Raw genomic sequence first — 23,297 nt, 5'->3', positions numbered from 1 at the left:
TGCCTGGCGCGTGATCGACGGCGGGTGCGGTGCGGTTCAGTCGGTGAGCAGGATGCCGGTGAGCAGGACCCCTCGGGCGAGGTTGAGCACGCTCTCGCAGCCGGGGAAGCCCACCCGGGCCAGGGCGCCGGAGCCCTGCCGGCCGAACAGGTACGGGGCGAGGCTGTACGGGACGTCGTCGGTGACGGTCTCCCCCGTCTCCATCCGCACGAAGTCCATCGGCACCCGGTCGGCCTCCATGTACTCCTGGAGGATGTAGCCGCCCTCGTCGAGGGCGGCGCGCAGCCCGGCCTCCCACGCCTGCGCGGAGGTCTCCGGGCCCAGCAGCACCCCGATGCCGGCGGAGCCGCCGGCGGGCTTGGCGACCAGGTCGCGCTGGTCGGCCAGGGCCCGGGGCAGTTCGGCGGCGGTCAGCGCGACCGTACGCGGGACGTAGCGGCGGATCAGCGCCCGGTCGGCCTCGGGCAGGACGTCGAGGTCCTCCCAGAGCCAGGCAAAGTTGATCTTGTTGCCGAGCAGCCAGGCGGCGGAGCTGACGAACATCGGCAGGGTGCCGGCGGCCAGCGCCCCCGCGACGGCGTCCAGGCCGGCGCTGGGGTGCACCCGGTTGGGCACGAAGAGCCGGAACAGCCCGTCGACCGGGGCGCCGTCGACCACGAGCCGGCGCTGCTCGTCCAGCGTGGCCAGCTCGAGCTGGGCGATGACCAGGTCGATGCCGAAGTGCCGGGCCCGGTCCGCCAGCGGGGAGAGGAGCTTGATGAAGAAGGCCGGGGTCTCCAGGCCGGGGTAGTCGGCGTCGAAGTCCAGCAGCAGCGCCACCCGCGCGCCCTCGGCCAGCCCCAGCTCGTCGCGGATCGCCACGAACCGCTGGTCCAGCAGGGACGGGGCGGGTCGCACCGGCAGCCCGTCGAGGATCCCCTGCTCTTCGTAGATCTTGGTGTAGCGGTAGACCACCGTGTCGGCGTCGAAGCCGCCTCCGAGGCTGCTGTCGATGTTGTACTCGACGAACTTCGGCACCCCGCCGGAGATCAGCACGTCCGGCCGGTACGCGGCCAGCAGCGCCTCCGAGAGCTCCTCGTCCTCATCGAGCAGCTTGGTCTCCTCCACCGGCACCCCGAGCAGCCGGGTCAGCTCCCCGGCGGTGCGGGCCCGCCGCCGGCAGGACTCCAGGATGAGCTGGGCGATCCGGTCGCAGACCTCGTTGAGCTCGCGGAACGCGTCCGCCGGCATGACCGGTGGGCGGGCCAGCCGCCACGTCTGGTTGTACGTGGCGCAGCCGTAGAAGACGTTCTCCCAGTTGGCGGCCCCGGCCGCCACCATCGCCGCGCGGGTCGGCGCCGGCAGGGCCTGCCAGGCCTGGTCTGCCCCGGGCCAGGGGTAGTTCGGATCGATCATCATTCGTCCTTGAGGGTGAGTTGGATGGCGGCGGCGAGCTGCTCGCGGCCGGGCTGGACGGCCCGGTCCAGCGCCGGGGCGAAGGGCAGCACCGCGCCGTCGGGGCGGGTGACCCGCCGGGGCGGCGCGAGCAGCCGCACCCGTTCCACCACCGTCGCGATGATCTCCCCGGCGATGCCGCAGGACCGGTTGGAGTCGTCGACCACCACCAGCCGACCGGTGCGGGCCACGGAGGCGACCAGCCCGTCCCAGTCGAACGGGTAGAGCGTGCGGGGGTCGAAGACCTCCACCGACGCCTGACCGGCCAGCTCCTCGGCCACGGCCAGGGCGTCGTGCACCAGGTGCCCGACGGCGACCACGGTGACGTCGTCGCCGGCGCGGTGCACCCGCCCCCGGCCGATCGGCACCGGGGCCAGGGTGGCGAAGTCCACGTCCTCGCGCACGTCCATCGCCCCGGCCGGGGCGAAGAGCACCACCGGGTCGACGTGCCGGATCGCCGAGACCAGCAACCCGTACGCGTCGGCCGGGGTGGCCGGGACCAGGGTGGTCACCCCGACGTGGGCGAAGAGGCTGTACGGGTGGTCGGAGTGCTGCCCGGCCCACCCGGTGCGCGAGCCGGAGCCCGGCACCAGGTAGGTCACCGGCACCGCGCACTGCCCCCCGGTCATCAGCGGGAACTTGTGCGCGTGGTTGACGATCTGCTCGAAGACCAGGAAGAGCAGCGACGGGATCTGGAACTCCACCACCGGGCGCAGCCCGGCCAGGGCCGCGCCGGTGGCGAAGCTGGTGAACGCCTGCTCCGACAGCGGGGTGTCCAGCACCCGCTGCGGCCCGAACCTCTTCAGCAGCCCGGCGGTGACGTTCGAGGCGGCCACCCGGATGTCCTCCCCGAGCAGGAAGACCGACTCGTCGCGGGTCATCTCGTCGGCCAGCGCCCGGGTGAGCGCCTTGCGGTACGACAGCCGTGGCATCAGCCACCTCCCGTCCGGGCGACCAGCCCGCTGGCGTACAGGTGGTCCAGCGCGCCGGCCGGGTCGGGCTCGGGGCTGGCCAGGGCGAACTCCACCGCCGCGGCGAGGGTCGCCTCGACCTCGGCGTCCACGGCGGCCCGGTCGGCCTCGGTCAGCCGCGCGCCGGCGATCCGCACCGGGTCGCGGGACCGGCCGGCGGCCACCTCGACGGGGTCGCGGTAGTCGAGGCGTACCGCGTGTTCGAAGGTGTGGTGGGCGTCGAAGCGGTAGGTGCGGGCCTCGATCAGCTCCGGCCCACCACCGGCGCGCATCCGCGCCACGGCGGCGGCCGTGGCCGCGCGTACCGTCTCGGGGTCCTGGCCGTCGACCACGGCCGCCGGCATGCCGAACGCCTCGGCCCGGCCGGGGATGGTGCCGGCCACCGCGCCGTCGACCGGCATCGTGGTGGCGTAGCCGTTGTTCTCGCAGACGAAGAGCACCGGCACCCGCCAGAGCGCGGCCAGGTTGAACGCCTCCAGCAGCATCCCCTCGTTGACCGCGCCGTCGCCGAAGAACGTCGCGCCCACGATGTCGGCGCCGCCGCGCCGGCGGGCCCACACCGCCCCGGTGAGGATCGCCCCGCCGGCGCCGACGATCGCGTTGGCGCCGAGCACCCCGACGCCGAGGTCGGCGGCGTGCATCGACCCGCCCCGGCCCCGGTTGAGGCCGGTGACCCGGCCCAGCAGCTCGGCGAGCATGCGGGCCGGGTCGGCGCCCTTGGCGAGCACGTGGCCGTGCCCCCGGTGGGTGCCGGTGACCAGGTCGTCGGCGCGCAGCGCCGCGCAGACCCCGGCGGCGATCCCCTCCTGACCGAGGTACGGGTGGATGCCGCCGACGATCGCCCCGGCGCGGACCAGTTCCAGGGCCCGCTCCTCGAAGCGGCGGATCAGCCGCACCGTCCGGTACAGCCGGACGGGATCGCCTCCGGTCACGCCGGCTGCCCCTCCTTGATCGCGGTGAGGATGTCGTCCCAGAGCCGGGCGCGGGCGGTCAGCGCCAGGTTCACCGTGTCGGCGCACTCCTGCCACTTGACGTCGTCGTCGCCGCAGAGGTCGGCGAGCATCTGCATGGCCATCGGGGTGTGCTGCTCCCCGTCGACCTCGATGTGACGCTCCAGGTAGTCGACGAACTTGTTCAGCCGCTGGCTGCGCTCGTTGACGGCGACGACCTGGGTGAACATGTCGGGGATCAGGTCTTCGCGGCCGAAGGCGAACGCCGCCGCCTGGCAGTGCACCGGGGTGGACTCGATGATCTTCCAGGTGGTGGCGGCGAACGCCGCGGACGGGGCGGGCACCCCGGCGGCGGTCAGCGCCTCGGTCACCGGCGTGCCGGCGCGCAGCAGGTCGATCAGCGCGGTCACGGCGGTCGTGTCGGCGCCCGCCTCGACCATGCCCTGCACGTAGAGCTCGAAGTGGCTGATGTAGCCCTCGCCGAGCTCGTCGCTCTCCTCCACCATCACGATGTCGTTGATCAGCCGGCGGCTGCCGGTCGGGCCGGTGGGGATCCACGGCACCGTCACGCAGGTGAGCTGCCGCTGCAACGACTTCAGCAGGGACATGAAGTCCCACACCGCGAAGACGTGGTGCTCCATGAACGTCACCAGCGCCTGGTGGGTGTCCAGGTTGGCGTAGAGCGGGTGGGCGACCACCACCTCGCGGCGGTCGTTGACGGCCTGCTCGAGCCGCTCGATGCCCGGGTGCGTCTTGCCCCAGTCGTACCGTGACATTGGTGTCAGCCTTCCTGCTGGGCGCGCTCGCGCCAGATGACGGGGCAGTAATCGGGGTCGGCGTAGTCCGGCCGACCGTCGTCGGTGCGGCGGACCAGCACGTCGTGGTTGTACGCGGCGACGGTGCCGTCGGAGAGGGGGAACTCCCGCCAGGCGTTCGCGCCGTCCTGCAGGTGCAGCGAGATCGCCCGGCGCGGGCGGTCGCTGACGTTGGCGCCGCTGCCGTGGTAGGTGCGGCAGTGGTGGAAGCTCACGTGTCCCTTGGGGATCACCATGGGGACCTTGCGGATCTCCGCGCCGTTGTGCGCCGCGTTCTCGGCCAGCATCTCCTCGAGCTGGTCGCGGTCGCGCTCGGCGAAGTGCCGCACCACGGTGTCGTCCGCGCCGATCTCCGACCAGCGGTGCGAGCCGTCGACCATGGTGATGGTCCCCATCTCCTCGCCGCAGTCGTGGAAGGGGATGAACGCGGTGAGCATGTTCTCCGACGTCGACGACGACCAGTAGTGCTTGTCGAAGTGCCAGGGCACGATGTTCGACGGCTCGCCGGAGATCGGCGGCTTGTAGATCAGCGTCGACTGGAACACCCGGATCTCCCGCGCGCGGGCCAGCCGGGCGGCGACCGCGCCGAGCAGCGGCTTGCGCAGGATCGCGGCGATGCCGTCGTGCTCGTAGTGGACGTAGTCGTTGTGCCGCTGCACCGGGCCCTTCGACGGGTCCCAGTAGGCCAGCTTCGGCGGCCGCGCCGGCAGGGTGCGGTCGCGCTCGCCGTCGTAGTAGCGGTCGGTGGCCGCCGCCAGGGCGTCCACCTCCTCGTCGGTGAAGATCTTCTTCGACAGGTACCAGCCGTGCTCGGCGTAGAAGCGCACGTCGTCGTCGGAGGGCAGCAGCGCCTCCTCCTGCGCGGTCAGTGCCGGGTGGATCTGCGTGGTGGTCATGCCCCAACCCCCTGTGCCGTGCCGACCACGACGGCGGCGGTGGCCCCCGCCGCGGCCAGCTCCCGCTCCTTGGCCTCGTATAGGGCCTTGATGTTGCCGCTGCCGAACGTCAGCGCCCCGCGTCGCTCGATCAGCTCGAGGAAGAGGGTGCGGCGCACGTGCATCGACTCGGTGAAGATCTGCAGCAGCTGCCCGCCGTGGTCGCGGTCGACCAGGATGCTCAGCTCCCGCAGCCGCTCCAGCGGCGCGTCGACCGGGCCGACCCGCCGCTCCAGCTCGTCGTAGTACGCCCCGGGGGTGCCGCCGGCGAAGCGGACCCCGCGCTGGCGCAGCGCGCCGACGGCGGTGACGATGTCGTCGGTGCGCAGCCCCAGGTGCTGCACCCCGGCGCCGGCGTGTTCGGTGAGGAACGCGTCGATCTGCCCCGGCCGGAGGCTGGTGTCGGGCTCCAGCAGCACCAGGGTGACCCGCCCGGAGACGCTCTGCACCACGGTGGAGTTCATCGCCTGCCCGGCGACCTCCACGTGCTCGGTGAAGATCGCCGCGAAGCCGAAGACCCGCTCGTAGTGGGCCACCGTCCCGGCGAGCTGCCCCGGCGGCACGCAGATGGCCAGGTGGTCGATCTCGGCGAGCAGACCGTCGTCGGCGCCGATCGACGGCTCCATCTCGATCGCCCCGGGCAGGAACTCGCGCCGGTCGCCCCGGCGCTGCACCAACCGGTGCAGCACGTCGCCGAAGCCGCCCACCTCGGCGATCACCACCTCGGCGTCCACGCCGGTGAAGGTCGTCGGCGGTCGCACCGGCGCCGCCCCGCGCGCCACCAGCTCCGCGTACGCCTCGGCGGCGTCGTCGACCTCGAGGGCGACCACGGCGATGCCGTCGCCGTGGCGCTGCACGTACGTCGACGCGGGGTGCTGCGCGCTCAGCCCCGAGGTGAGCACCATCCGGATGTCGGCCTGGCCCAGCAGCAGCGACCGCTGCCCCGCCAGCCCGGTCTCCGGCCCACCCTGGCCGCGCAGCCGGAACCCGACGGCGGTGCCGAAGTAGAAGGCGGCCTGCCGGGCGTCACCCACGTAGAGTTCGATGTGATCAATAGATCGGATGTCCATACCAGCCCTTCCCCATGTCCCCCGTGACTGCGACCCGGGCGCACCGCCCGGGGTGGAACGAGCCTTCATGTCCCCGGCCGGGCGGCCCGCGCGGCCGAGCCGGCGGTGCGCCGCAGCAGCAGGCTGACGTTCTGCCCGCCGAAGCCGAACGAGTTCGTCAACGCGTGCTCCACGGCGGCGGCCCTCGGCTCCTTGCGCACGTGGTCGGCGGGGCAGGCCGGGTCCGGATCGTCGAGGTTCCCCGTCGGCGGCAGCAGCCCCGAGCCCAGCGTCAGCGCGGTGGCCGCCGCCTCCAGCACCCCGGACGCGCCGAGCAGGTGCCCGGTGAGCGCCTTGGTGGAGCTGACCGGCACCCCGCCGACGCCGAAGACCGCCCCCAGGGCGGTGGTCTCGGCGATGTCGCCCAGCTTGGTGGCGGTGCCGTGGGCGTTGACGTAGCCGACGTCGCCGGCGGTCACCCCCGCGTCGGCCAGGGCCCGGCGCATGCACGCCGCCGCCACGGTCCCGTCCGGTCGCGGCGCGGTCGGGTGGTACGCGTCGGTGTTCGCCCCGTACCCGGCGACCTCCGCGTACGCGGCGACGCCCCGGGCGGCGGCGTGCGCGGCGCGTTCCAGCACCAGCAGCGCCGCGCCCTCGGCGAGGACGAAGCCGTTGCGCCGGGCGTCGAAGGGCCGGCTCGCCTCGGTCGGGTCCGCCCAGCCTCGGGCGAGGGCGCGGGCGTTGCCGAAGGTGGCGGCGAAGGTGGGGAAGAGCGGGGCCTCGCTGGCCCCGCAGAGCACCACGTCGGCCTCGCCGGCCCGGATCAGCCGGACCGCGTCGGCGACCGACTGCGCGCCGGAGGCGCAGGCGGTGCCGACCGAGGAGCTGTAGCCGCGGATGTCATGGGCGATGGCGATGCGCGCCGCCGGCATGTTCGGCAGGATGCCGGTGAGCAGGTACGGGCTGACCGCCGCCCGGCCCCGCGCGGCGCGGGCCACCGCCTGCGCCTCCAGGGTGGCCAGGCCGCCGACCCCGCCGACGATCACGCCGATGCGCTCGGGGTCCACGTCGCGGCCGACCTCGATGCCGGCGTCGGTCAGCGCGTCGGCGGCGGCCAGCAGCGCCAGCACCACGGTCCGGTCCAGCACCCGGGCCTGCGGGCCGGAGGCCACGGTGCGCGGGTCGATCTCCGGCAGCAGCCCGGCGGCGTCCAGGGACTCCCGCGCGGGGTGGTCGTCGGCCGGGCGGGTCAGCCCGGAGCGGCCGTGCAGCAGCGCGTCGAGGGTCTCGCCGACGCCCCGCCCGACCGGGGTGAACAGGCCCATCCCGGTGATCACGACGGTCATGACGACGCCTGGGTCAGGTAGCGCTCGCGCAGCGCCACCTTGCGTACCTTGCCGGTGACGGTGACCGGGATGTCCGCCGAGCGCACCGGGACCACCCGGCGCAGGGTCGCCCCGAGGTCCGCGCCGAGCGCCGCGCGCACCGCCTCGGTGCGGTCGGCGGCCGGGTCCGCCCCGGCGGCCAGCTCCAGCAGCACGTCGGTGCCGACGGCGTCGTCCTCGGCGACGATCACCACGGTGCAGTCGGTGACGTCGGGGCAGGCGGCGAGGATCCGCTCCTCCGACAGCGCGGTGAAGTACCGCCTGCCGTCGCCGGTGGTGACGGAGTCGACGGCCCGGTCCAGGTGGTAGTAGCGGCCCTCGTCGTCGGCGTGGACCAGGTCGCCGGTGAGGTACCAGCCCCGCAGCCGGAACCGGTAGGTCGTCACCGAGTCGTTCCAGTAGCCCTTGAACAGCGACGGCGAGTCGATGCCGAGGAAGCCGACCTGCCCCGGGGGCAGCTCGTTGCCCTCGGCGTCGAGCACCGCGACCCGGGCGAAGCGGTAGGGGCGGCCCACGCAGCGGCCGTACCGGTCGGTCTCGGTGGTGTGGGTGATGTGGAACATCGAGTGGCCCATCTCGCTGGAGCCCAGCCCGTCGATGAAGACGGAGCCGGGCACCCGGACCCTCCCCTGCCGGGTGACGGTGTCGCGGCTGCCGACCGCGACGAGCCGGCGTACGTGCGGCTCGTGGGAGCAGTCGCCGGTGTTGAACCACAGCCGCACCGAGTCCAGGTCGTAGCCGGACAGGTCGAACCGGGCCAGCTCCGCCCAGGTCACGGAGAAGCCGAAGACCCCGTCGGGCCGCCAGCGTTGGATGGCGTCGAGCACCCGCTCGCCGCCCTGGTCGGAGAGGAGGAACATCTCCGCGCGGTTGCCCAGCGCCTGGTTGACCATGAGCACGGTCGCGGTGTGCGGGGCGGGCAGGGCGCTGAGGATCCGGCCGGTGCCCTGGGCCTGCGGCATGGTCAGCAGGTGCCGGGTGGCGGCGAAGAGGCTGCCGTGCGAGTGCAGCACCGCCTTCGGCACGCCGGTGGTGCCGGAGGTGTGGGTGATGACGATCGGGTCGTCGGGGTGGTGGCGGTAGTGGGCCGGCGCGGCGGCCGGGTCGCCGGCGCCGGCCTCGGCGGGGGTGCCGATCAGCGGCACGCCGAGGTCGTGCCCGGCGAGCAGCTCGGCGTGTTCGGCGTCGGCGAGCACCCCGACGCCGCGCAGCCGGCGGATGTACTCGGCGGCGATCTCGGGGCGCAGCCGGCCGTTCATCAGCGCGGGGATCGCGCCGAGGCGGGTCAGCGCCAGGAAGCTGAGCACCATGTCGGCGGCGGCGGTGGCCCAGACGGCGACCGGGTCGCGGGGCTTGACACCCCGGGCGTGCAGCCAGGCCGCGCGGGCGGCCACCCGCTCGTCGAGCTGCCCGAGCGTCAGCGGCTGCTCGCCCGGGTGCCCGTCGACGGGGGTGTCGAAGGTCAGCCCCGGGCCGTCCGGGTCGGCGCCGTGTGCCAGCACCCGGGCCAGCACGTTGCCGGCGCCCAGCTCGGTGTCGGCGGCCAGCGCCCCGCGCAGTCCCCTGGTCCTCATCGTTCGTCCTCTCCGGCGAGCAGCACCGCCACGGCCCGGGTCGCGGGCGCGTCGTCGGGGGCCTGCTCAATCATGATCAACAAGGTCTCGTCGGCGTCGCCGTCGTGGCACAGCAGCTCCGCCTCGGCCGTCCCCTCGACCAGCGGCTCCCCGGTCGGGGCGAGGCAGACCACCGGCCCGCCCAGCCCCCAGCGCGCGGCGACGTGCCCGGCGACGCTGTTGGGCACCGACTGGAAGAAGAACAGCGGGCCGGGCCGGCCGCCGTCGGCGACCGTGGCGTGCACGTGCGCCGCGCTGGCCCGGTCCCCGGCGGCGCTGACCAGCACCACCGCGGTGCGCAGGCCGGTCGGGGCCGGGGCCGGGCGGTCGCCGTGGCGGCGGGTCAGGCAGCGGTCGGCCACGGCCGCCACCACCGGGCTGAACGTCGAGTGCACGAAGCCGGGCAGGGTCGGCGGGGCGGCGTCGCCCGGCTCGGGCCAGCGCGCCTCGGCCAGCACCCGCAGGCCGGTCGCGCCGGTCCGCCCGGTCACGCCGCACCCACCAGCAGCGCGGTGTTCGCCCCGCCGAAGGCGGAGTTCAGGCTCAGCGCGTACGGCGTGGCGGCCGGGCGGGGCGCGTCGCGGATGACGTCCAGCGGGCACGCCTCGTCCGGGCCGAGCCAGCCGGCGTTGACCGGCAGCTTCCCGTGCCGCACCGCGAGCACCGTGATCACCAGTTCCAGCAGCCCGGAGGCCTCCAGCGCGTGCCCGTGCAGCGCCTTGGTGGAGCTGACCGGCACCCGGCCGGCGTGTTCCCCCCAGGCCAGCCGCAGGGCCGCCGCCTCGGCGGCGTCGCTGAAGCCGGTGCCGGTGGCGTTGGCGTTGACGTACCCGATCTGCTCGGCGGTGAGCCCGGCCCGGCGCAGGGCCGCGCCGAGGGCGCGGGCCAGTCCCCGGCCCTGCGGGTCGGGTTGGCAGGGGTGGTGGCCGTCGCCGGCCCGGCCCCAGCCGAGCACCGAGGCCAGGGTCGGCGCGTCGCGCCGCCGGGCCGCCGCGGCGGACTCCAGCACCACGGCGGCCACCCCGTCGCCGAGCAGCAGCCCCCGCCGGCCGGCGCTGAACGGGCGCACCGCCCCGTCGGCGGCCAGCGCCCGGCCCGCGTCGAAGAGCGCGTACTGGTCGGGTTCGACCAGGTAGCCGGCGGCGACCACGATCCGCTCGGCGTCGCCCCGGCCGATCAGCGCGGCGGCGTCGGCCACCGCGCTGGAGGCCGAGACGCAGGCGCTGGTGTAGACCCGCCGCGCCCCGGCCAGCCCGCAACGGCGGGCCAGCCCGGTGGCCAGCGCCGGCACGTCGACGCCGCCGTGCGCGGCCAGCAGCAGCGGCGCGTCGGCCCGGTCGGCCGCGTCGAGGCGGGCCGCCGCGCAGGCGGCGTCCACGGCCTCGGCCAGCTCGTCGGCCAGGCCGCCGACCTGCGCCAGGGTGGCCGCCACGGCGACCCGGCGGGCGCCGGTGTCGAAGCGGTCGACCGGCCGGAAGGCCGGCGCGCCGGCGAGCACCCCGGCCAGCTGCGCCTCGGCCCCCCGGCCGAGGGCGCTGAGCGCGTGCACGCCGGTGATCCGCACCGTGGGTCGCTCAGCCATCGGCGGGAGCGGCCAGGCAGGCGTGGAACACCGCGAGGGCGTCGTCGACGGTGCGAATGCCGGCGAGCTGGTCGTCGGTGAGGTCGAGCCGGGCGTCGTAGCGCTGCTCGACCAGGTGCACCAGCCAGGCCAGCTCCATCGAGCCCACCCGGTCGGTCACCTGCTCGACCGGCTTCCCGGTCATCTCGGCGAGCATGGTCAGCAGGTCAGCTCGCCCCAGGTCGGGCCGACCGGCCATCAGGAGTTGCCGTCGGCGCTCGCCGCGACGCGGTCGGCCACCATGGTGGTGAACTCGCCGACCGTCATCAGGGCCAGCTTCTCGGACTCGTCGTCGGCGAACTTCAGGCCGTAGTGGTCCTCGACCCGCACGGAGAGGTCGGCCAGGGCCAGCGACTCCAGGTCGACGCCGGCCGGGCCGAGCGTGGTGTCGTCGTCGATGTCGTCGACGTCGTAGTTCATGTCGGCGAGCTGGGCGATGACGAAGGCACGTACCTCGTCGCGCATGGTTAACCTCTTTCCGTGAGCCTGTCAGCGGTGCCCGGTCGGGACACCGTGTACGTCTTCTTCGGCCGTAGCACCGGCGGTCGGCCGGCGGCGGCCCGGCGGCTGCTGCGGCGCGCGGGTGGCGCGCTGCTCGGCCGGCCGGAGGCGGAGATCGGGGTGGGTCGCGACGCGGCCGGACGGCCGTTCGTGCGTGCCGGCGACGCGGCCGGGCCGGCGGTCAGCGTGAGCCACGCCGGCGACATCGTCGTGGTCGCGGCCCGCCGCGCCGGGGGCGTCGGGGTCGACGTGGAGACCCGCCGGGAGCTGCCCGCCGTGGCGTTGGCCCGCCGCTGGTACGCCCCGCAGGAGGCCGACTGGGTGGCCGAGCGCCCCGCCGAGCGGCGCGCCGAGGCGTTCCTGGCGCTCTGGACCGCCAAGGAGGCGGTCGGCAAGGTTCTCGGCCGGGGCCTGCGCGACGGCGGCCTGGCCCGGCGGATGCCGGTGCCCGACGGGCCGCTGCTGCCGGTGCCCGACGGGCCGGACGGCCTGCGGGTCGGGCATCCCCTGCTCGGCGGCGACGGGTTGGTGCTGGCGGTGGCGGTCTGCGGGACGGTCGACGGGGTCGAGCTGATCGTCGACTGATCGATCAGGCAGGGCGGCGGGCGCCGCGACGCGCGCCCGGAGCGGGCCGGTCACGGCGCGGCCGCCCGCAGCGCCTCGGTGGAGCGGACCAGCTTGCCGGTGGTGGTGCGGGGCAGCCGGTCGAGCAGGCGCAGGGTGCGGGGCCGCTTGTAGCCGGCCAGCCGCTCGGCCAGCAACCGCTCCAGCGTCTCCGCCGACAGCTCGGCCTCCGGCTGCACGTACGCGGTGATGCCGTCGTCGAAGATGACCACGGCCGCGCCGACCCCGGGCAGCCCGGCGAGGGTCGCCTCCACCTCGGTGAGGTCGACCTTCATCCCGCCCACCGACACCTGGGAGTCGAGCCGGCCGCGCACGGTGACCAGGCCGGTGTCCGGGTCCACGGTGCCCGCGTCGCGGGTGTGCAGCCACCCGTCGGCCCAGCGGTCCGGGTCGGAGAACCCGACGTAGGGCGACTCGGAGCAGCTCACCCAGAGCTCCCCGGCGGCGGACTGGCGCACCTCGATGCCGGGGGCGGGGGCGATCGACGGGCGGTGCCGCCCGTGCAGGTCGGTGCCGATGACGCCGACCTCGGTCATCCCGTACATGTTGCCCAGCGGCACGCCGAAGCGGTCGGTGAAGGCGGCCACGACGGCCGCCGGGACCAGCTCGCCGCCGGTGGTCATCCGCTTGAGCTGCGGCAGCGGGCCGGCCGCGCGGGTGCTGGCCAGCAGCCCGATGTGGAACGGCACCCCCAGCACGGTGGCGGGGCTGTCGTCGGCGGCGATCGACGCGAGCACCGCGTCGCCGCTGAGCCGGGCCGGCGGCACCAGCGTCACCCCCGCGTGCAGGCCGTAGAGCAGGCCGCCGACGAGGCCGAGCACGTGCACCATCGACGGCAGCAGGATGATCCGCTCGCCGGGCAGCGCCACCCCGTCGATGCGGGTGTAGCGGCGCACCTCGGCCACGAGCGAGGCGGCGCTGCGCCCGATCACCTTGGCCGGCCCGGTGGAGCCGGAGCTGAGCTGGATCACCGCATGCGGGCTGCCCGCCGGCCGGTCCGAGTAGGCGGTGACGCCCTCGGTCACGTCCACGAAGATCTTCAGCGCGCCGGTGCCGCGCCGCTGCGGGGCCACCACGACCTGTGGGGTGAGCCGTTCGAGCGCGCCGGCCACCTCGTGGTCGGTGAGCCGGTGGTCGAGCAGGATCGCCTGGGCACCGCTGCGCCAGGCGGCCAGCAGGTTCACCACGTACGCCACCGACGGCGGCAGGCGCAGCGCGACCGCGCCGCCGGGACGCAGCCCGGCGGCGGCGAGCCGGGCCTGGGCCTCGCCGACCAGCCGGCGCAGGGTGCCCCGGTCGAGCGGGTCGGGCAGCCGGAAACAGACGTCGGTCGCCGGGCCCGCCAGGAGGATCTCGTCGACCCAATCCAAATCGTCCGTTAAGGAGTATTGTGCCGCGAAGTCCATCGTCACTGTGGCCATTCCGTCCAACATCGACAAAGCGCGCACCGACTATTTGCGGTGCGTCTTTCTGCGTGCTGAGCGAACAGTACGACAGGCCGTTCGGCCCTCAACAGGTGCGAATGGCTAGATCAAAAAGGTCGGCCGGCCCAATTTCCGATGGGCCGATCCGCGAGGCGGGATCAGGACAACCCGCCTTCGCCTGCCCGGTTTTGTCGATCATGGACATTTGGCGAAAATAAGATCCACTGTGTTCATTGCGCGGAAAACGCCATCACTTCTAGATCGACGGGAATCGATTCGGCCAGGCAGGCGGGCGGTCAGGTCAGGGCGGGGGTCTGGGCGTAGATCAAAAAACGGAGGGAGAGCTCCTCGGCGCTGAAGCACTCGCGCAGGGGTTGGACCAGGTCGCGGTGCTGAGGGCTGCGTTCCCAGGCCTCGAACGCGGCCAGGTCGGACCACTCGCTGGTGATCAACCACTGCTCCGGGTCGGCGGCCGAGCGGCACACCTGGTCCACCAGGTGCCCCGGCGTCCCCTCGGCGACCAGGTGCCGGATCGCCTGGTACGCGCGCAGGAAGTCCCCCGTGCGCTGCTCGGGCACCCGCACCAGGAAGACCACCCGGGCCCGCTGTGACATCATCCGTCCGCTCCTTCCGTCGCGCCGGGCTCGGCCGCCCGGCGGGGCTGCTGCGGCACCGGGCGGGCCGCCGCGCCGCGCAGCACCAACGCGCTGTTGAAGCCGTCGAAGCCCCGGGCGCAGACCAGCGCCACCCGCGAGTCGGGCCGGCGCGGCGCGCGCAGGAAGTCCAGCTCGCAGCCGTCGGCGGGGCGCTGCGGGCCGGCCGAGGCGGGCAGGCTGTCGTGGGCGAACGCCAGCAACGCGGTGGCCACGTCCAGCGCCGCCCCGCCCTGGTGGGCCCGGCCGGTCAGCGGCTTCTGGGTGCTCACCGGCACCGGATGGGCCCCGAAGACCGCGCGCAGCGCGTCGGCCTCGGCCCGGTCGTGGCGTCGGGTGCCCAGCGCGTCGGGCAGCACCACGTCGACGTCGGCCGCGCCGACCCCGGCCCGCTGCAGGGCCAGCCGCATCGCGCGGGCGTACTGCACGGGGTCGCCGGCCGAGTCGGGGCCGGTGTGCGCGGCGTCGTGGGTGGCCCCCCACCCGGTGACCTCACCGTAGATGCGGGCCCCCCGGGCCAGGGCGTGCCCGAACTCCTCCACCACGAAGACCGCCCCACCCTCCGCCGGGACGTAGCCGCCCGCGTCGGCGTCGAAGGGCCGGTACGCCCGCAGCGGGTCGGTCTCCGTGCTGAGCAGCCCGGAGGCGAGCTGACACGCCAGCGCGTACGGGCTCAGTGGGCACTCGGTGGCCCCGGCGATCACCACCGGGGTGCCCCGCCGCACGGTACGCACCGCGTGCGCAAGGCTGTCCAGCCCACCGGCGGCCTCGCTGACCAACACCCCGCTGGGGCCCTTGAACTGGTGGTGGATGGAGAGCTGCCCGACGCTGGCCGCGTAGAACCAGGCGATCGACTGGTACGCCCCGACGGTGCGCGACGGGCCACCCCAGAGCCGTTGCAGCTCCCGCTGGCCGAACAGGTTGCCCCCCGACGAGCTGGCCAGGGTCACCGCGTACTCGTAGGGGTCGGTGGCCTGCTCGGGCAGGCCGGCGTCGGCCAGCGCCAGCGCGGTGGCCGCGAAGCCCAGGTGGGTCCAGCGGTCGGTCTGCACCAGCCGCCGGTTGTCCGCCCACGCCGAGGCGGCGAAGTCGGGCACCTGCCCGGCCAGGCGGGTCGGGTAGGAGGCCGGGTCGAAGAGCGTGATCGGGCCGATGCGCCGCACGCCGCCGGCCACCGTGGCCCAGTGCGCGTCGACGCCCGTGCCGCTGGGGGCGACCACCCCGATGCCGGTGACCACCGCCCGGGTGCTCGCCCGGCCACCGCCGGGGCGGCTCGCCCGGCCACCGTCGGGGCGGCTCGCCCGGCCACCGTCGGGGCGGCTCACGCGGCGCCCGCCGGGGCGAGCCGGCGGAACAGCATCGCCGACTGGAAGCCACCGAAGCCGCTGCCCACCGAGAGCGCCACGTCCACCGGCAGCTCGCGGGCCTCGTTCGGCACGTAGTCCAGGTCGCACTCCGGGTCGCGGGTGACCCAGTTGGCCGTGGGCGGCACCACGCCGAACTCCACGGCCAGGGCGCAGGCCGCCATCTCGATGGAGCCGATCGCGCCGAGCGAGTGCCCCACCATCGACTTGATGGAGCTGATCGGCACCCGTCGGGCGGCCTCGCCGAGGGCCCGCTTGAACGCCGCCGTCTCGTGCCGGTCGTTCTGCCGGGTGCCGGAGCCGTGCGCGCTGACGTAGGAGACCTGCGCGGGGTTCAGCCGGGCCTGGTGCAGGCCGGCCGTGATCGCCAGGGCCATCTCCAGCCCGTCCGGGCGCAGCCCGGTCATGTGGTAGCCGTTGCTGCGGCTGGCGTACCCGGCCACCTCGCAGTAGACGTGCGCGCCCCGGCGGCGGGCGTGCTCGTACTCCTCCAGCACCAGCACCGCCGCGCCCTCGGCGAGGACGAACCCGCGCCGGTCGGCGTCGAACGGGCGGGAGGCGTGCGCCGGGTCGTCGTTGTCCGGGCTGGTCGCCTGGATCGCGTCGAAGGAGGCGACGGTGACCGGCGAGATCGGCGAGTCCGCCGCCCCGGCCAGGACGATGTCGGCCTCGTCGTCGGCGATGAGCTGGTGGGCGTAGCCGATGGCGTCGATGCCGGAGGTGCAGCCGGTGGAGACCACCTGCGCCGGGCCGTGCAGCCCGTGCCGGCAGGCCACGTCGGCGGCCAGGCTGCTGGGGATCAGCGCCTGGTACAGGTACGGCCCACCGCGTGCGTGGTCGACCAGCCAGCGGGTGCCGGCGTCGCTGACGGTGACGTACTCCTGCTCCAGGGCCATGGTGCCGCCCACGGCGGTGCCGAGGACCACCCCGGCGCGGTCGCGCTCGGCGTCGGTCAGCGCCAGCCCGCTGTCGGCGACCGCCTCGATCGAGCAGGCCAGCGCGAACTGCACGTACCGGTCGGCGCGGCGCCGTTCGGCGTCGGTGAGCCCGGCGGCGACCGGGTCGAAGTCGCACTCGGCGGCGATGCGGGAACGAAACGGCGACGGGTCGAAGAAGGTGATCCGCCGGGTCGCCGTGCGCCCCTCGGTGATCGTCTTCCAGAACCGGTCCCGGGTCGCGCCGCCCGGGGCGACCACCCCGATGCCGGTCACCACCGTGCGGCGCGCGGTCACGACGCGCCCCGCTGCCCGGCCGCCGGTTCGGTGTCGACGTGGCCGAGTTCCGGCCGGGGCGCGAGCGGTCCCAGGTGGAAGACCACCTCGGCCGGCTCGACGCCGGTGTTGCGCAGCCGGTGCCGCACGCCGACGGGCACGAAGAGGGCCGCCCCGGCGGCCAGCGGCACCGGGTCGTCGTCCAGGTCGACGGTGATCGCCCCGCGCGCGACGTACAGGAACTCCTCGCTGTAGGGGTGGTAGTGCTCGGCGATGCGCTCCCCCGGCGCCAGGGCCGCCACCCCCAGGAACCCCGAGGTGCTGCCGACGGTCTTCGGGCCGAGCAGCACCCGCAGCTCGCCGCCGCGTCGGCGGTCGGGCGGCACGTCCCGGGCCGCGACGGTGCGCGGGCCCGCGCCGGCCGCCGGCCGCCGATCGGTCGTCTCACTCATCGTCGCCTCCGGCGGCAGCGCGGGTACGGGCGACCCGCTCGACGCGTTCCTTGATCACCGCGAGCTGGACGCGGCTGTTGGCGTTGATCCGCGCGGTCATCCCCGCGTTGTCCAGCGGCGCCTGCGGGCGCATCGCGAAGTCCTGCGTCCAGGTCATCCGGGTGCCCTCGGGCTCGGTGCCGTAACGCCAGTGGATCTTCATGTACTCGAACGGTCCGGTCTCCACCCGGTGCGCCCGCACCTGCCGGTTCTCCCAGTCGGTGGTGCGTTCACTCACCCAGCTCCACACCGTCCCGGTCTCGTCGGGGTGCATGGTCAGCCGGAACCGCACGGTGCGCCCGTCGCGTTCGAGGATCTGCACCGCCGCGTACTCGGTGAACAGCTCCGGCCAGTTCGCCACGTCGTTGGTCAGCTCCCAGACCAACCGCAGCGGCGCGGCGATGACGATGCTGTTCTCGGTGTGCCCCGGCGGGTCGCCCTGGCCGGCGACCAGGTCGGCGACGGCGGCGATGCTGAGCTGGCCCGCGTCGGAGGGGATGCGCACCCGGTAGCGGTCGGCGAGCACGGCGGAGAGTTCGAGCAGGGCCAGCGAGTCCATGCCGAGCTGCTCCAGGGACGCGTCGGGTTCTCGGGCGGCGGCCTCGGCGTCCAGGCCGCAGTGCGCCACCAGGATGTCGGTGATCTCGGCGGTCAACGGTCGGCCGTGGGTGACGGTCATCAGTTCCTCCTCTGGTCGGGGCGCGACGGCGCCGCGCCGACGGCGGTGCCGGGCCCGGGTGGGGGTGTCGTGCCGCCCACGCTCGCGCCGGGGTCACCGGCGGTGCGGGCCGCGCCGTAGCGGCGAAACCGCGCCCGGCGACGACGGACCAGGGTCGCCGGCGGCACGTCCAGCAGCGGGGTCAGGTTCGCCAGCACCGCCGCGCGCAGCAGCTCGGCGGCGGCCGGTGGGTCGGCGTGGGCCCCCGGGCTCGGCTCCGCGACGACGTCGTCGGCGATGCCGAGCGCGCAGAGGTCCACGGCGGTCAGCCGCAGCGCCCGCGCCGCCTGCGGCGCCGCGGCGCGGCCCGACCAGAGGATCGCGGCGCACCCCTCCGGGCTGATCACCGAGTAGACGGCGTGCTGGAGCATCAGCACCCGGTCGGCCACCGCCAGGGCCAACGCCCCACCACCGCCGCCCTCGCCGGTCACCACCGCCACCACCGGGACCGGCAGGCAGCTCAGAGTGAGGATGTTCTCGGCGATGGCCGCCGCCTGTCCCTGCTCCTCGGCGCGCATCCCGGGGTCGGCCCCGGGGGTGTCGACGAGCGTGACGACCGGCAGGCCCAGCCGGGCGGCGAGGCGCAGCAGCCGCAGCGCCTTGCGGTGCCCGGCCGGGCTGGCCATGCCGAAGTTGCGGGCGGCGAGCTCGGCGGCGTGGTGCCCCTTCTGGTGACCGACGACCAGCACCTGCCGGTCACCCAGGCGGGCCAGCCCACCGACCACGGCCGGGCAGTCCGCGCCGAGGCGGTCGCCGTGCAGCTCGGTGAAGCCGTCGAACGCGCTGTCGAGGTAGTCCAGGGTGGTCGGCCGGCCCGGGTGGCGGGCCAGCCGCACCGTCTCCCACGGGTCGACCGCGCCCGCCCGGCCCGCGGCGTCGCGGCCGACCGGGGTGGCGGTCGCCGCGGGGCCGGGCGGGGCCGCTGCGGCGGCGCTGCCGACCGGCGCTACGGCGGCGGGGCGGGACGGCGGCGGCCCGGTCTCCGGCCGGTGCACCCCCGGTCGGCCGGTCCATCGGTCGGCCGACCGGTCCGTCGCCCGCCGGCCCGTCGCGCGGTCCGTCGCCGGCCGGCCCGTCGCCCGGTCCCTCGCCTGCCGGCCCGAGCGGGCCGCTTCCAGCAGCGTGGTCAACCGGTCCCGCAGGTCCCGTCGCCGCACCACCAGGTCGACCAGGCCGTGTCGCAGCAGGAACTCGGCGCTGTGGAACCCGTCGGACAGGGGCCGCCCGGCGACCTGCCGGAGCACCCGGGGGCCGGCGACACCCGACCGGGCACCGCTCTCGGCCAGCAGCACGTCGGTGTCGGGGGCGAACGACGCGGCCCCTGCCCCGTACGCCGGGTCGGTCAGCACGCTCACCGTCAGCAGCCCCGCCTCGCGCAGCGCCCCGATCGCCTGGCTCACCGTGGCCAGCTGCATCAGCGCCAGGGTGCCCTCCTGGATGCGCGCCCCACCCGAGGCGGTGACCAGCACCAGCGCGACGCGGTCGGCCAGCGCCCGCTCGGCGGTGCGGGTGACCAGCTCACCGGCCACGCAGCCGAGGCTGCCGCCGAGGAACCGGAAGTCCACCACCGCCAGCGCCACCGGGTGCCCGCCGATGGTGGCCGTGCCGCAGAGCACCGCCTCCGCCAGGCCGGTGCCGGCGCGGGCGGCGACCAGCCGAAGCGGATACGGCAGCACGTCGACGAAGCCGATCGGGTCCACGTCGTCCGGGCGCTCCGGCAGGGCCACGAAGGAGGACGGGTCCACCAGCTGACGCACTCGCTCCGACGCGGCCAGCCGGGCGTGCGCCCCACACCCCGGGCAGACGTCCAGGTTGCGACGCAGCCGCCGCCGGTAGAGCAGGGCGGCGCACCCGTCGCAGCGCGACCAGAGCTGCTCGTCGCGGCCCACCGTGGCGGTCACGATCGCCGCCCGGTCGCCGGATTGCGGTGGCGGCAGGAGAACGGGTCCCGCCGGGACCGCCCGGTCGGCCTGCGGGCGGGCCCGGCGTACGGCCGGCGCCGCGACCGGTGTCGGGACGGCACCGGCGTCGCACCCGACCCGGCACCGGCGACGGCCCGCTCCCCGCCGCCGAGCACCGGGGCGGCGAGCACCGGGGCGGCGACGCTGGCTGAACGATCCATGGACGGGCCTCCCCAGGGTGCGTGGCGGTCGTGGTGCGCCCCCTCGTCAGGCGGGACGACTGCCGACACGGTGCGCGGGCGGCCGTCACGGCGGCGTCACCACCGGTCGCCCACCGGACACCACATCCGGTGACGCTGCGTTGATGCAACCTGTGAACGATCCATGCCGCGCCTGTGAATCGGGCGGCCGGACCGACAAGTTCTCGCAGATCAACCCCGGTCGCATTGGAGACAGCACGCTTGACGCGTCGAAAAACCATATTGACTCAGAGTAACCATTGTGGTTAGTCTTCGGATGGGTCAGCCCGGCGTCGCGGCGCTCGGTGCGGTGCCGCTCGGCACCACCGACGACAGTGGCGTCCCGGGTACGCCCGCGCGCCGGGACAGACGACAGTCCGGACCCCGGTCCGGTGCAGGGAGTGCCGCCGTGACCGCTGACAGGCCCACGCCGACCAGGAAGGACGGCGCGACACCGAAGGTCTCGCTGCACCTGCTCGGGGGCTTCCGCCTGCTGCACGACGACACCTCGGTGGTCGTACCCCGGGGCCTGCAACGCGTCCTCGCGGTGATCGGGCTGCGCCCCGGCGTCACCCGCAGCCACCTCGCCGGCCTGCTCTGGCCCGAGGCCCCCGAGGAACGCGCCCTGTCCTCCCTGCGGACCGCCCTGTGGCGGCTGCGCCAGGACCCGTGCTGCCCCCTGGTCACCACCGGCGACACCGCACGCCTGCACCCCAGCGTCCGGCTCGACGTCGACGAGCTGACCGCCACCGCCGGGCGGGTCCGCGACGGCGACGACCCGGGCACCACCAGCGCCGCCCTCGGCGCCGGCCGGCACGACCTGCTCCCCGGCTGGTACGACGACTGGGTGCTGCTGGACCGGGAGCGGCTGCGCCAACTGCGGCTGCACATGCTCGAACAGGTGGCCCGCAACCACATCGCGGCGGGCCGCCACGGCGAGGCGCTGGAGGCCGCGCTGGAGGCGATGGCGGCGGAGCCGCTGCGCGAGACGCCGCACCGGCTGGTGGTGCGCATCCACCTCGCCGAGGGCAACGTCTTCGAGGCCGTGCACGCCTTCTACGCCTACCGCGACATGCTCCTGCGGGAGCTGCGCCTGGAGCCCTCCCCGGCGATGTCCGCGCTGCTCCAGGACACCCTGGCACCGATCCGGCGGGCCACCCGGGCGGCCACGCCGCAACCGCGCCGCGAGCCGATCCGCCGTACCGGCCCCCGCCCGCGCTGACCCCGCCCGCGCTGACCCCGCCCGCGCCGATCCCCGCGCGCTCGGCCCGCGCCCCACGGCGATCCGGCCGCAGGGCCACCCGTGGCCGCCACCGGGCCACGTCGTGAGCCCGGCCGAACCCGTCACCAGCACCCCACGTTCGGTGACGGCGACGTGACAGAACGTCGGAGAGGGTGGGCCACAACGGTGCCCGTGGTCCTCCTCGACCACCATCCGGGGCACCACCGGCGGGAGGGGTCCCATGAGTCGTCTACTGATCGTCAGCCGGATCATCCCCGGCGCCGAGGGCCGGGTGGCACAGATCTTCGCCGAGTCCGACGCGACGGAACTGCCGGCCCTCACCGGGGTCCGGCACCGCTCCCTGTACTGCCTGCACGACCTGTGCGTACACCTGATGGAGACCGACGACGTCGATCCGGACACCTTCGCCGCAGCCCGCAGGCACCCGCTGTTCCTGCAGGTCGACGAGCGGCTCGCCGCGCACACCTCGCCCTACCTGCCGACGTGGCGCTCCCCCCGCGACGCCATGGCCGGTTGCTTCTACAGCTGGGACGTCGCGCCCTCGGTCAGCGCCACCGGCGCGGCCGGCTGAACCGGCGATCCCATGTCCGCCAAGGCCCCGCACATCCTGATCATCGGCGCCGGCACCGGCGGCCTCTGCCTGGCCCAGGGGCTACGCCGGGCCGGCCTGGACGTCTCGGTCCACGAACGCGCCACCGACCGCGCCGACGGGCTGCTCGGCTACCGGGTCGGCATCAGCCCCACCGGCAGCCGGGCGCTGCGGGAGTGCCTGCCGCCGGAGCTGTTCGACATCTTCGTCGTCACCTGCGCCCGCTCCCCCCGGTACTTCAACGTTCTCACCGAAGGGCTGCGCCAGACCGCGTCGTTCGCCCTGCGACCCGATGCCGACCCGGTCGACACCGAGCGCTCCGTCGCCCGGATGACCCTGCGCCAGGTGCTGCTGACCGGCCTGGAGGACGTCGTCCACTTCGGCCGGACCTTCATCCGGTACGACCAGCACGACGACGGCACCGTCACCGCCCACTTCGCCGACGGCAGCAGCGCCACCGGTGACCTGCTGGTCGCCGCCGACGGCACGCACTCGGCGGTGCGCCGCCAGTACCTGCCGCACGCCACCAACCGGGCGGCGGGCACCATCAACATCGCCACCCGGATCCCACTGACCGCGCACACCCGCGCGCTGCTGCCCCAGCGGCTGCAACAGGGCATCTCACTGATCTTCGGCGCCGGCGGCACGATGGGCGTGCTGCACGTGATGGAGTTCAAGTGGGACCGCCACGGCGACGTCAAACCCTGGGTCGACGACGCCGACGCCGAACTGTTGCGCCGCTGGCCGGGCCTGCGCCACGACCCCACCCGCGACAACATCAACCTCATCGTGTGGAGCACCGCCCGGCGCTTCCCCGCCGACATCATGGACCGCCGGGGCGCCGACCTGATCCGGATCGCCCTGGACCTGACCCACAACTGGCATCCCCGGCTGCGCGAGCTGCTGGCCCGCTGCGACCCCGGCAGCGCCCTGCCGGTCAAGGTCTCCACCTCCGAGCCGGTCGCGCCGTGGAAGAGCAGCACCGTCACCCTGCTCGGCGACGCGATCCACAGCATGACCCCGGGTCGCGGCGTCGGCGCGAACACCGCGTTGCGCGACGCCGCGCTGCTGTGTCGCCAGATCAGGCTCGCCGCCGCCGGCGACAAGACCCTGGTGCAGGCCGTCGCCGACTACGAGGCGGAGATGATCCCGTACGGCTTCGCCCGCGTCGCCGACTCGTTGCGCAGCAGCGGCACCAGCGGCGGGGACGCCCTGTACCGGCCGGTGCTCGGCCGGCTGGCGCTGCTCGGCGCGCGGACGCACTTCGGCGTCACCAGCCGGGTCCCCGCGCTGCGCCGCAGGTTCGTCGAGGACTTCTACCGCTATCGCGGCGAATCCGACTGAACCGTCCACGCGGGCCCGGCACCTCGAACCGGTGCCGGGCCGGGTGCTGTCCACTGCGCCGACCACCGCGCTGTCGGCACGATCGGTCATCTCACCACCACGAGGAGTGCGAAGCGTCCCACCCGCACCGAGAGCCCCCGGACCTGCCTGTCGTCGACCTGGCGTGTGTGCGAAGCTGCGACGGATTTTTCTCGCGACTATTCACCAACACGCTGACAAGAG

Annotated in this window: 24 protein-coding genes; 4 read left to right on the top strand and 20 right to left on the bottom strand. The window is 74.8% G+C overall.

The features are described from left to right. Window positions 1–36 precede the first annotated feature (36 nt). From ACLQ2V_RS18180 to ACLQ2V_RS18125, 12 genes are all read right to left on the bottom strand, one after another. Complete coding sequence (locus tag ACLQ2V_RS18180) at window positions 37–1,395, bottom strand: hypothetical protein (protein ID WP_425719686.1); 1,359 nt, start codon at window positions 1,393–1,395, stop codon at window positions 37–39. Beyond that, window positions 1,395–2,366: an alpha-ketoacid dehydrogenase subunit beta gene (locus ACLQ2V_RS18175; RefSeq protein ID WP_425719685.1), complete on the bottom strand. Its 972-nt coding sequence runs from the start codon at window positions 2,364–2,366 to the stop codon at window positions 1,395–1,397. Before ACLQ2V_RS18175 ends, ACLQ2V_RS18180 begins: the two co-directional genes overlap by 1 nt. After that, the gene (locus tag ACLQ2V_RS18170; protein WP_425719684.1) at window positions 2,366–3,337 is read right to left on the bottom strand and encodes a thiamine pyrophosphate-dependent dehydrogenase E1 component subunit alpha; all 972 of its coding nucleotides are present in this window, start codon (window positions 3,335–3,337) and stop codon (window positions 2,366–2,368) included. The genes ACLQ2V_RS18175 and ACLQ2V_RS18170 overlap by 1 nt, the downstream gene beginning before the upstream one ends. Further along, window positions 3,334–4,131: a DUF3050 domain-containing protein gene (locus tag ACLQ2V_RS18165; RefSeq protein WP_425719683.1), complete on the bottom strand. Its 798-nt coding sequence runs from the start codon at window positions 4,129–4,131 to the stop codon at window positions 3,334–3,336. The genes ACLQ2V_RS18170 and ACLQ2V_RS18165 overlap by 4 nt, the downstream gene beginning before the upstream one ends. A 5-nt stretch (window positions 4,132–4,136) precedes the next feature. Continuing rightward, the gene (locus ACLQ2V_RS18160) at window positions 4,137–5,066 is read right to left on the bottom strand and encodes a phytanoyl-CoA dioxygenase family protein (RefSeq protein ID WP_425719682.1); all 930 of its coding nucleotides are present in this window, start codon (window positions 5,064–5,066) and stop codon (window positions 4,137–4,139) included. Next, window positions 5,063–6,175, bottom strand: coding sequence for a 4-hydroxyphenylpyruvate dioxygenase (gene hppD, locus ACLQ2V_RS18155; protein ID WP_425719681.1), 1,113 nt, complete (start codon window positions 6,173–6,175; stop codon window positions 5,063–5,065). Before hppD ends, ACLQ2V_RS18160 begins: the two co-directional genes overlap by 4 nt. 65 nt (window positions 6,176–6,240) lie before the next feature. Then, window positions 6,241–7,500 carry a beta-ketoacyl-[acyl-carrier-protein] synthase family protein gene (locus ACLQ2V_RS18150; protein WP_425719680.1) on the bottom strand — a complete coding sequence of 420 codons (1,260 nt, stop codon included), beginning with the start codon at window positions 7,498–7,500 and terminating at the stop codon, window positions 6,241–6,243. Beyond that, window positions 7,497–9,113, bottom strand: coding sequence for a class I adenylate-forming enzyme family protein (locus ACLQ2V_RS18145; protein WP_425719679.1), 1,617 nt, complete (start codon window positions 9,111–9,113; stop codon window positions 7,497–7,499). The genes ACLQ2V_RS18150 and ACLQ2V_RS18145 overlap by 4 nt, the downstream gene beginning before the upstream one ends. Further along, window positions 9,110–9,643: a beta-ketoacyl synthase chain length factor gene (locus ACLQ2V_RS18140; RefSeq protein ID WP_425719678.1), complete on the bottom strand. Its 534-nt coding sequence runs from the start codon at window positions 9,641–9,643 to the stop codon at window positions 9,110–9,112. Before ACLQ2V_RS18140 ends, ACLQ2V_RS18145 begins: the two co-directional genes overlap by 4 nt. Next, the gene (locus ACLQ2V_RS18135; RefSeq protein ID WP_425719677.1) at window positions 9,640–10,734 is read right to left on the bottom strand and encodes a beta-ketoacyl synthase N-terminal-like domain-containing protein; all 1,095 of its coding nucleotides are present in this window, start codon (window positions 10,732–10,734) and stop codon (window positions 9,640–9,642) included. Before ACLQ2V_RS18135 ends, ACLQ2V_RS18140 begins: the two co-directional genes overlap by 4 nt. After that, on the bottom strand, window positions 10,727–10,972 hold the full coding sequence (locus ACLQ2V_RS18130; RefSeq protein ID WP_425719676.1) for an acyl carrier protein: 246 nt from the start codon (window positions 10,970–10,972) through the stop codon (window positions 10,727–10,729). Before ACLQ2V_RS18130 ends, ACLQ2V_RS18135 begins: the two co-directional genes overlap by 8 nt. Continuing rightward, window positions 10,972–11,238: a phosphopantetheine-binding protein gene (locus ACLQ2V_RS18125; RefSeq protein ID WP_425719675.1), complete on the bottom strand. Its 267-nt coding sequence runs from the start codon at window positions 11,236–11,238 to the stop codon at window positions 10,972–10,974. The genes ACLQ2V_RS18130 and ACLQ2V_RS18125 overlap by 1 nt, the downstream gene beginning before the upstream one ends. A gap of 15 nt (window positions 11,239–11,253) precedes the next feature. Here ACLQ2V_RS18125 and ACLQ2V_RS18120 point away from each other — a divergent pair, with 15 nt between their 5' ends. Beyond that, window positions 11,254–11,859, top strand: coding sequence for a 4'-phosphopantetheinyl transferase family protein (locus ACLQ2V_RS18120; protein ID WP_425719674.1), 606 nt, complete (start codon window positions 11,254–11,256; stop codon window positions 11,857–11,859). A 50-nt stretch (window positions 11,860–11,909) separates the two neighbouring features. On the opposite strand, the gene ACLQ2V_RS18115 is transcribed toward ACLQ2V_RS18120, so the two are convergent. From ACLQ2V_RS18115 to ACLQ2V_RS18080, 8 genes are all read right to left on the bottom strand, one after another. Further along, complete coding sequence (locus ACLQ2V_RS18115) at window positions 11,910–13,304, bottom strand: class I adenylate-forming enzyme family protein (RefSeq protein WP_425719735.1); 1,395 nt, start codon at window positions 13,302–13,304, stop codon at window positions 11,910–11,912. 314 nt (window positions 13,305–13,618) lie between these two features. Then, window positions 13,619–13,939, bottom strand: a complete 321-nt coding sequence (locus ACLQ2V_RS18110) for an antibiotic biosynthesis monooxygenase family protein (RefSeq protein WP_425719673.1) — start codon at window positions 13,937–13,939, stop codon at window positions 13,619–13,621. Further along, window positions 13,936–15,213, bottom strand: coding sequence for a beta-ketoacyl synthase N-terminal-like domain-containing protein (locus tag ACLQ2V_RS18105; protein WP_425719734.1), 1,278 nt, complete (start codon window positions 15,211–15,213; stop codon window positions 13,936–13,938). The genes ACLQ2V_RS18110 and ACLQ2V_RS18105 overlap by 4 nt, the downstream gene beginning before the upstream one ends. An 83-nt stretch (window positions 15,214–15,296) precedes the next feature. Next, window positions 15,297–16,571: a beta-ketoacyl-[acyl-carrier-protein] synthase family protein gene (locus tag ACLQ2V_RS18100; RefSeq protein ID WP_425719672.1), complete on the bottom strand. Its 1,275-nt coding sequence runs from the start codon at window positions 16,569–16,571 to the stop codon at window positions 15,297–15,299. Continuing rightward, entirely contained in the window at window positions 16,568–17,002 is a 435-nt protein-coding gene (locus tag ACLQ2V_RS18095; RefSeq protein ID WP_425719671.1) for a cupin domain-containing protein, read from the bottom strand. Before ACLQ2V_RS18095 ends, ACLQ2V_RS18100 begins: the two co-directional genes overlap by 4 nt. Continuing rightward, entirely contained in the window at window positions 16,995–17,720 is a 726-nt protein-coding gene (locus ACLQ2V_RS18090) for an SRPBCC family protein (RefSeq protein ID WP_425719670.1), read from the bottom strand. The genes ACLQ2V_RS18095 and ACLQ2V_RS18090 overlap by 8 nt, the downstream gene beginning before the upstream one ends. Beyond that, window positions 17,720–19,660, bottom strand: a complete 1,941-nt coding sequence (gene accA, locus ACLQ2V_RS18085; protein WP_425719669.1) for an acetyl-CoA carboxylase carboxyl transferase subunit alpha — start codon at window positions 19,658–19,660, stop codon at window positions 17,720–17,722. Before accA ends, ACLQ2V_RS18090 begins: the two co-directional genes overlap by 1 nt. After that, on the bottom strand, window positions 19,657–19,881 hold the full coding sequence (locus tag ACLQ2V_RS18080) for a hypothetical protein (RefSeq protein WP_425719668.1): 225 nt from the start codon (window positions 19,879–19,881) through the stop codon (window positions 19,657–19,659). Before ACLQ2V_RS18080 ends, accA begins: the two co-directional genes overlap by 4 nt. A gap of 427 nt (window positions 19,882–20,308) precedes the next feature. On the opposite strand from ACLQ2V_RS18080, the gene ACLQ2V_RS18075 reads away from it, so the two are divergent. From ACLQ2V_RS18075 to ACLQ2V_RS18065, 3 genes are all read left to right on the top strand, one after another. Further along, window positions 20,309–21,121, top strand: coding sequence for an AfsR/SARP family transcriptional regulator (locus ACLQ2V_RS18075; RefSeq protein WP_425719667.1), 813 nt, complete (start codon window positions 20,309–20,311; stop codon window positions 21,119–21,121). A gap of 241 nt (window positions 21,122–21,362) precedes the next feature. Beyond that, window positions 21,363–21,713, top strand: coding sequence for a TcmI family type II polyketide cyclase (locus tag ACLQ2V_RS18070; RefSeq protein ID WP_425719666.1), 351 nt, complete (start codon window positions 21,363–21,365; stop codon window positions 21,711–21,713). A gap of 12 nt (window positions 21,714–21,725) precedes the next feature. Next, complete coding sequence (locus tag ACLQ2V_RS18065; RefSeq protein ID WP_425719665.1) at window positions 21,726–23,075, top strand: FAD-dependent oxidoreductase; 1,350 nt, start codon at window positions 21,726–21,728, stop codon at window positions 23,073–23,075. Window positions 23,076–23,297 lie beyond the last annotated feature (222 nt).

Origin of the sequence: Micromonospora sp. DT233 (genome assembly GCF_049841815.1) — a bacterium.
Classification (GTDB): domain Bacteria; phylum Actinomycetota; class Actinomycetes; order Mycobacteriales; family Micromonosporaceae; genus Micromonospora.
The sequence above is the reverse complement of the archived record's forward strand: the minus strand, read 5'-3'. Positions and strand labels throughout refer to the sequence as shown.

What these genes read in the sequence shown, in the direction of transcription:
- ACLQ2V_RS18180 (WP_425719686.1), bottom strand. Translation starts at nt 1,395, where the DNA reads ATGATCGATCCGAACTACCCCTGGCCCGGGGCAGACCAGGCCTGGCAG.
- ACLQ2V_RS18175 (WP_425719685.1), bottom strand. Translation starts at nt 2,366, where the DNA reads ATGCCACGGCTGTCGTACCGCAAGGCGCTCACCCGGGCGCTGGCCGAC.
- ACLQ2V_RS18165 (WP_425719683.1), bottom strand. Translation starts at nt 4,131, where the DNA reads ATGTCACGGTACGACTGGGGCAAGACGCACCCGGGCATCGAGCGGCTC.
- ACLQ2V_RS18160 (WP_425719682.1), bottom strand. Translation starts at nt 5,066, where the DNA reads ATGACCACCACGCAGATCCACCCGGCACTGACCGCGCAGGAGGAGGCG.
- hppD (WP_425719681.1), bottom strand. Translation starts at nt 6,175, where the DNA reads ATGGACATCCGATCTATTGATCACATCGAACTCTACGTGGGTGACGCC.
- ACLQ2V_RS18150 (WP_425719680.1), bottom strand. Translation starts at nt 7,500, where the DNA reads ATGACCGTCGTGATCACCGGGATGGGCCTGTTCACCCCGGTCGGGCGG.
- ACLQ2V_RS18145 (WP_425719679.1), bottom strand. Translation starts at nt 9,113, where the DNA reads ATGAGGACCAGGGGACTGCGCGGGGCGCTGGCCGCCGACACCGAGCTG.
- ACLQ2V_RS18135 (WP_425719677.1), bottom strand. Translation starts at nt 10,734, where the DNA reads ATGGCTGAGCGACCCACGGTGCGGATCACCGGCGTGCACGCGCTCAGC.
- ACLQ2V_RS18130 (WP_425719676.1), bottom strand. Translation starts at nt 10,972, where the DNA reads ATGGCCGGTCGGCCCGACCTGGGGCGAGCTGACCTGCTGACCATGCTC.
- ACLQ2V_RS18125 (WP_425719675.1), bottom strand. Translation starts at nt 11,238, where the DNA reads ATGCGCGACGAGGTACGTGCCTTCGTCATCGCCCAGCTCGCCGACATG.
- ACLQ2V_RS18115 (WP_425719735.1), bottom strand. Translation starts at nt 13,304, where the DNA reads ATGGACTTCGCGGCACAATACTCCTTAACGGACGATTTGGATTGGGTC.
- ACLQ2V_RS18110 (WP_425719673.1), bottom strand. Translation starts at nt 13,939, where the DNA reads ATGATGTCACAGCGGGCCCGGGTGGTCTTCCTGGTGCGGGTGCCCGAG.
- ACLQ2V_RS18095 (WP_425719671.1), bottom strand. Translation starts at nt 17,002, where the DNA reads ATGAGTGAGACGACCGATCGGCGGCCGGCGGCCGGCGCGGGCCCGCGC.
- ACLQ2V_RS18090 (WP_425719670.1), bottom strand. Translation starts at nt 17,720, where the DNA reads ATGACCGTCACCCACGGCCGACCGTTGACCGCCGAGATCACCGACATC.
- ACLQ2V_RS18080 (WP_425719668.1), bottom strand. Translation starts at nt 19,881, where the DNA reads ATGGATCGTTCAGCCAGCGTCGCCGCCCCGGTGCTCGCCGCCCCGGTG.
- ACLQ2V_RS18070 (WP_425719666.1), top strand. Translation starts at nt 21,363, where the DNA reads ATGAGTCGTCTACTGATCGTCAGCCGGATCATCCCCGGCGCCGAGGGC.
- ACLQ2V_RS18065 (WP_425719665.1), top strand. Translation starts at nt 21,726, where the DNA reads ATGTCCGCCAAGGCCCCGCACATCCTGATCATCGGCGCCGGCACCGGC.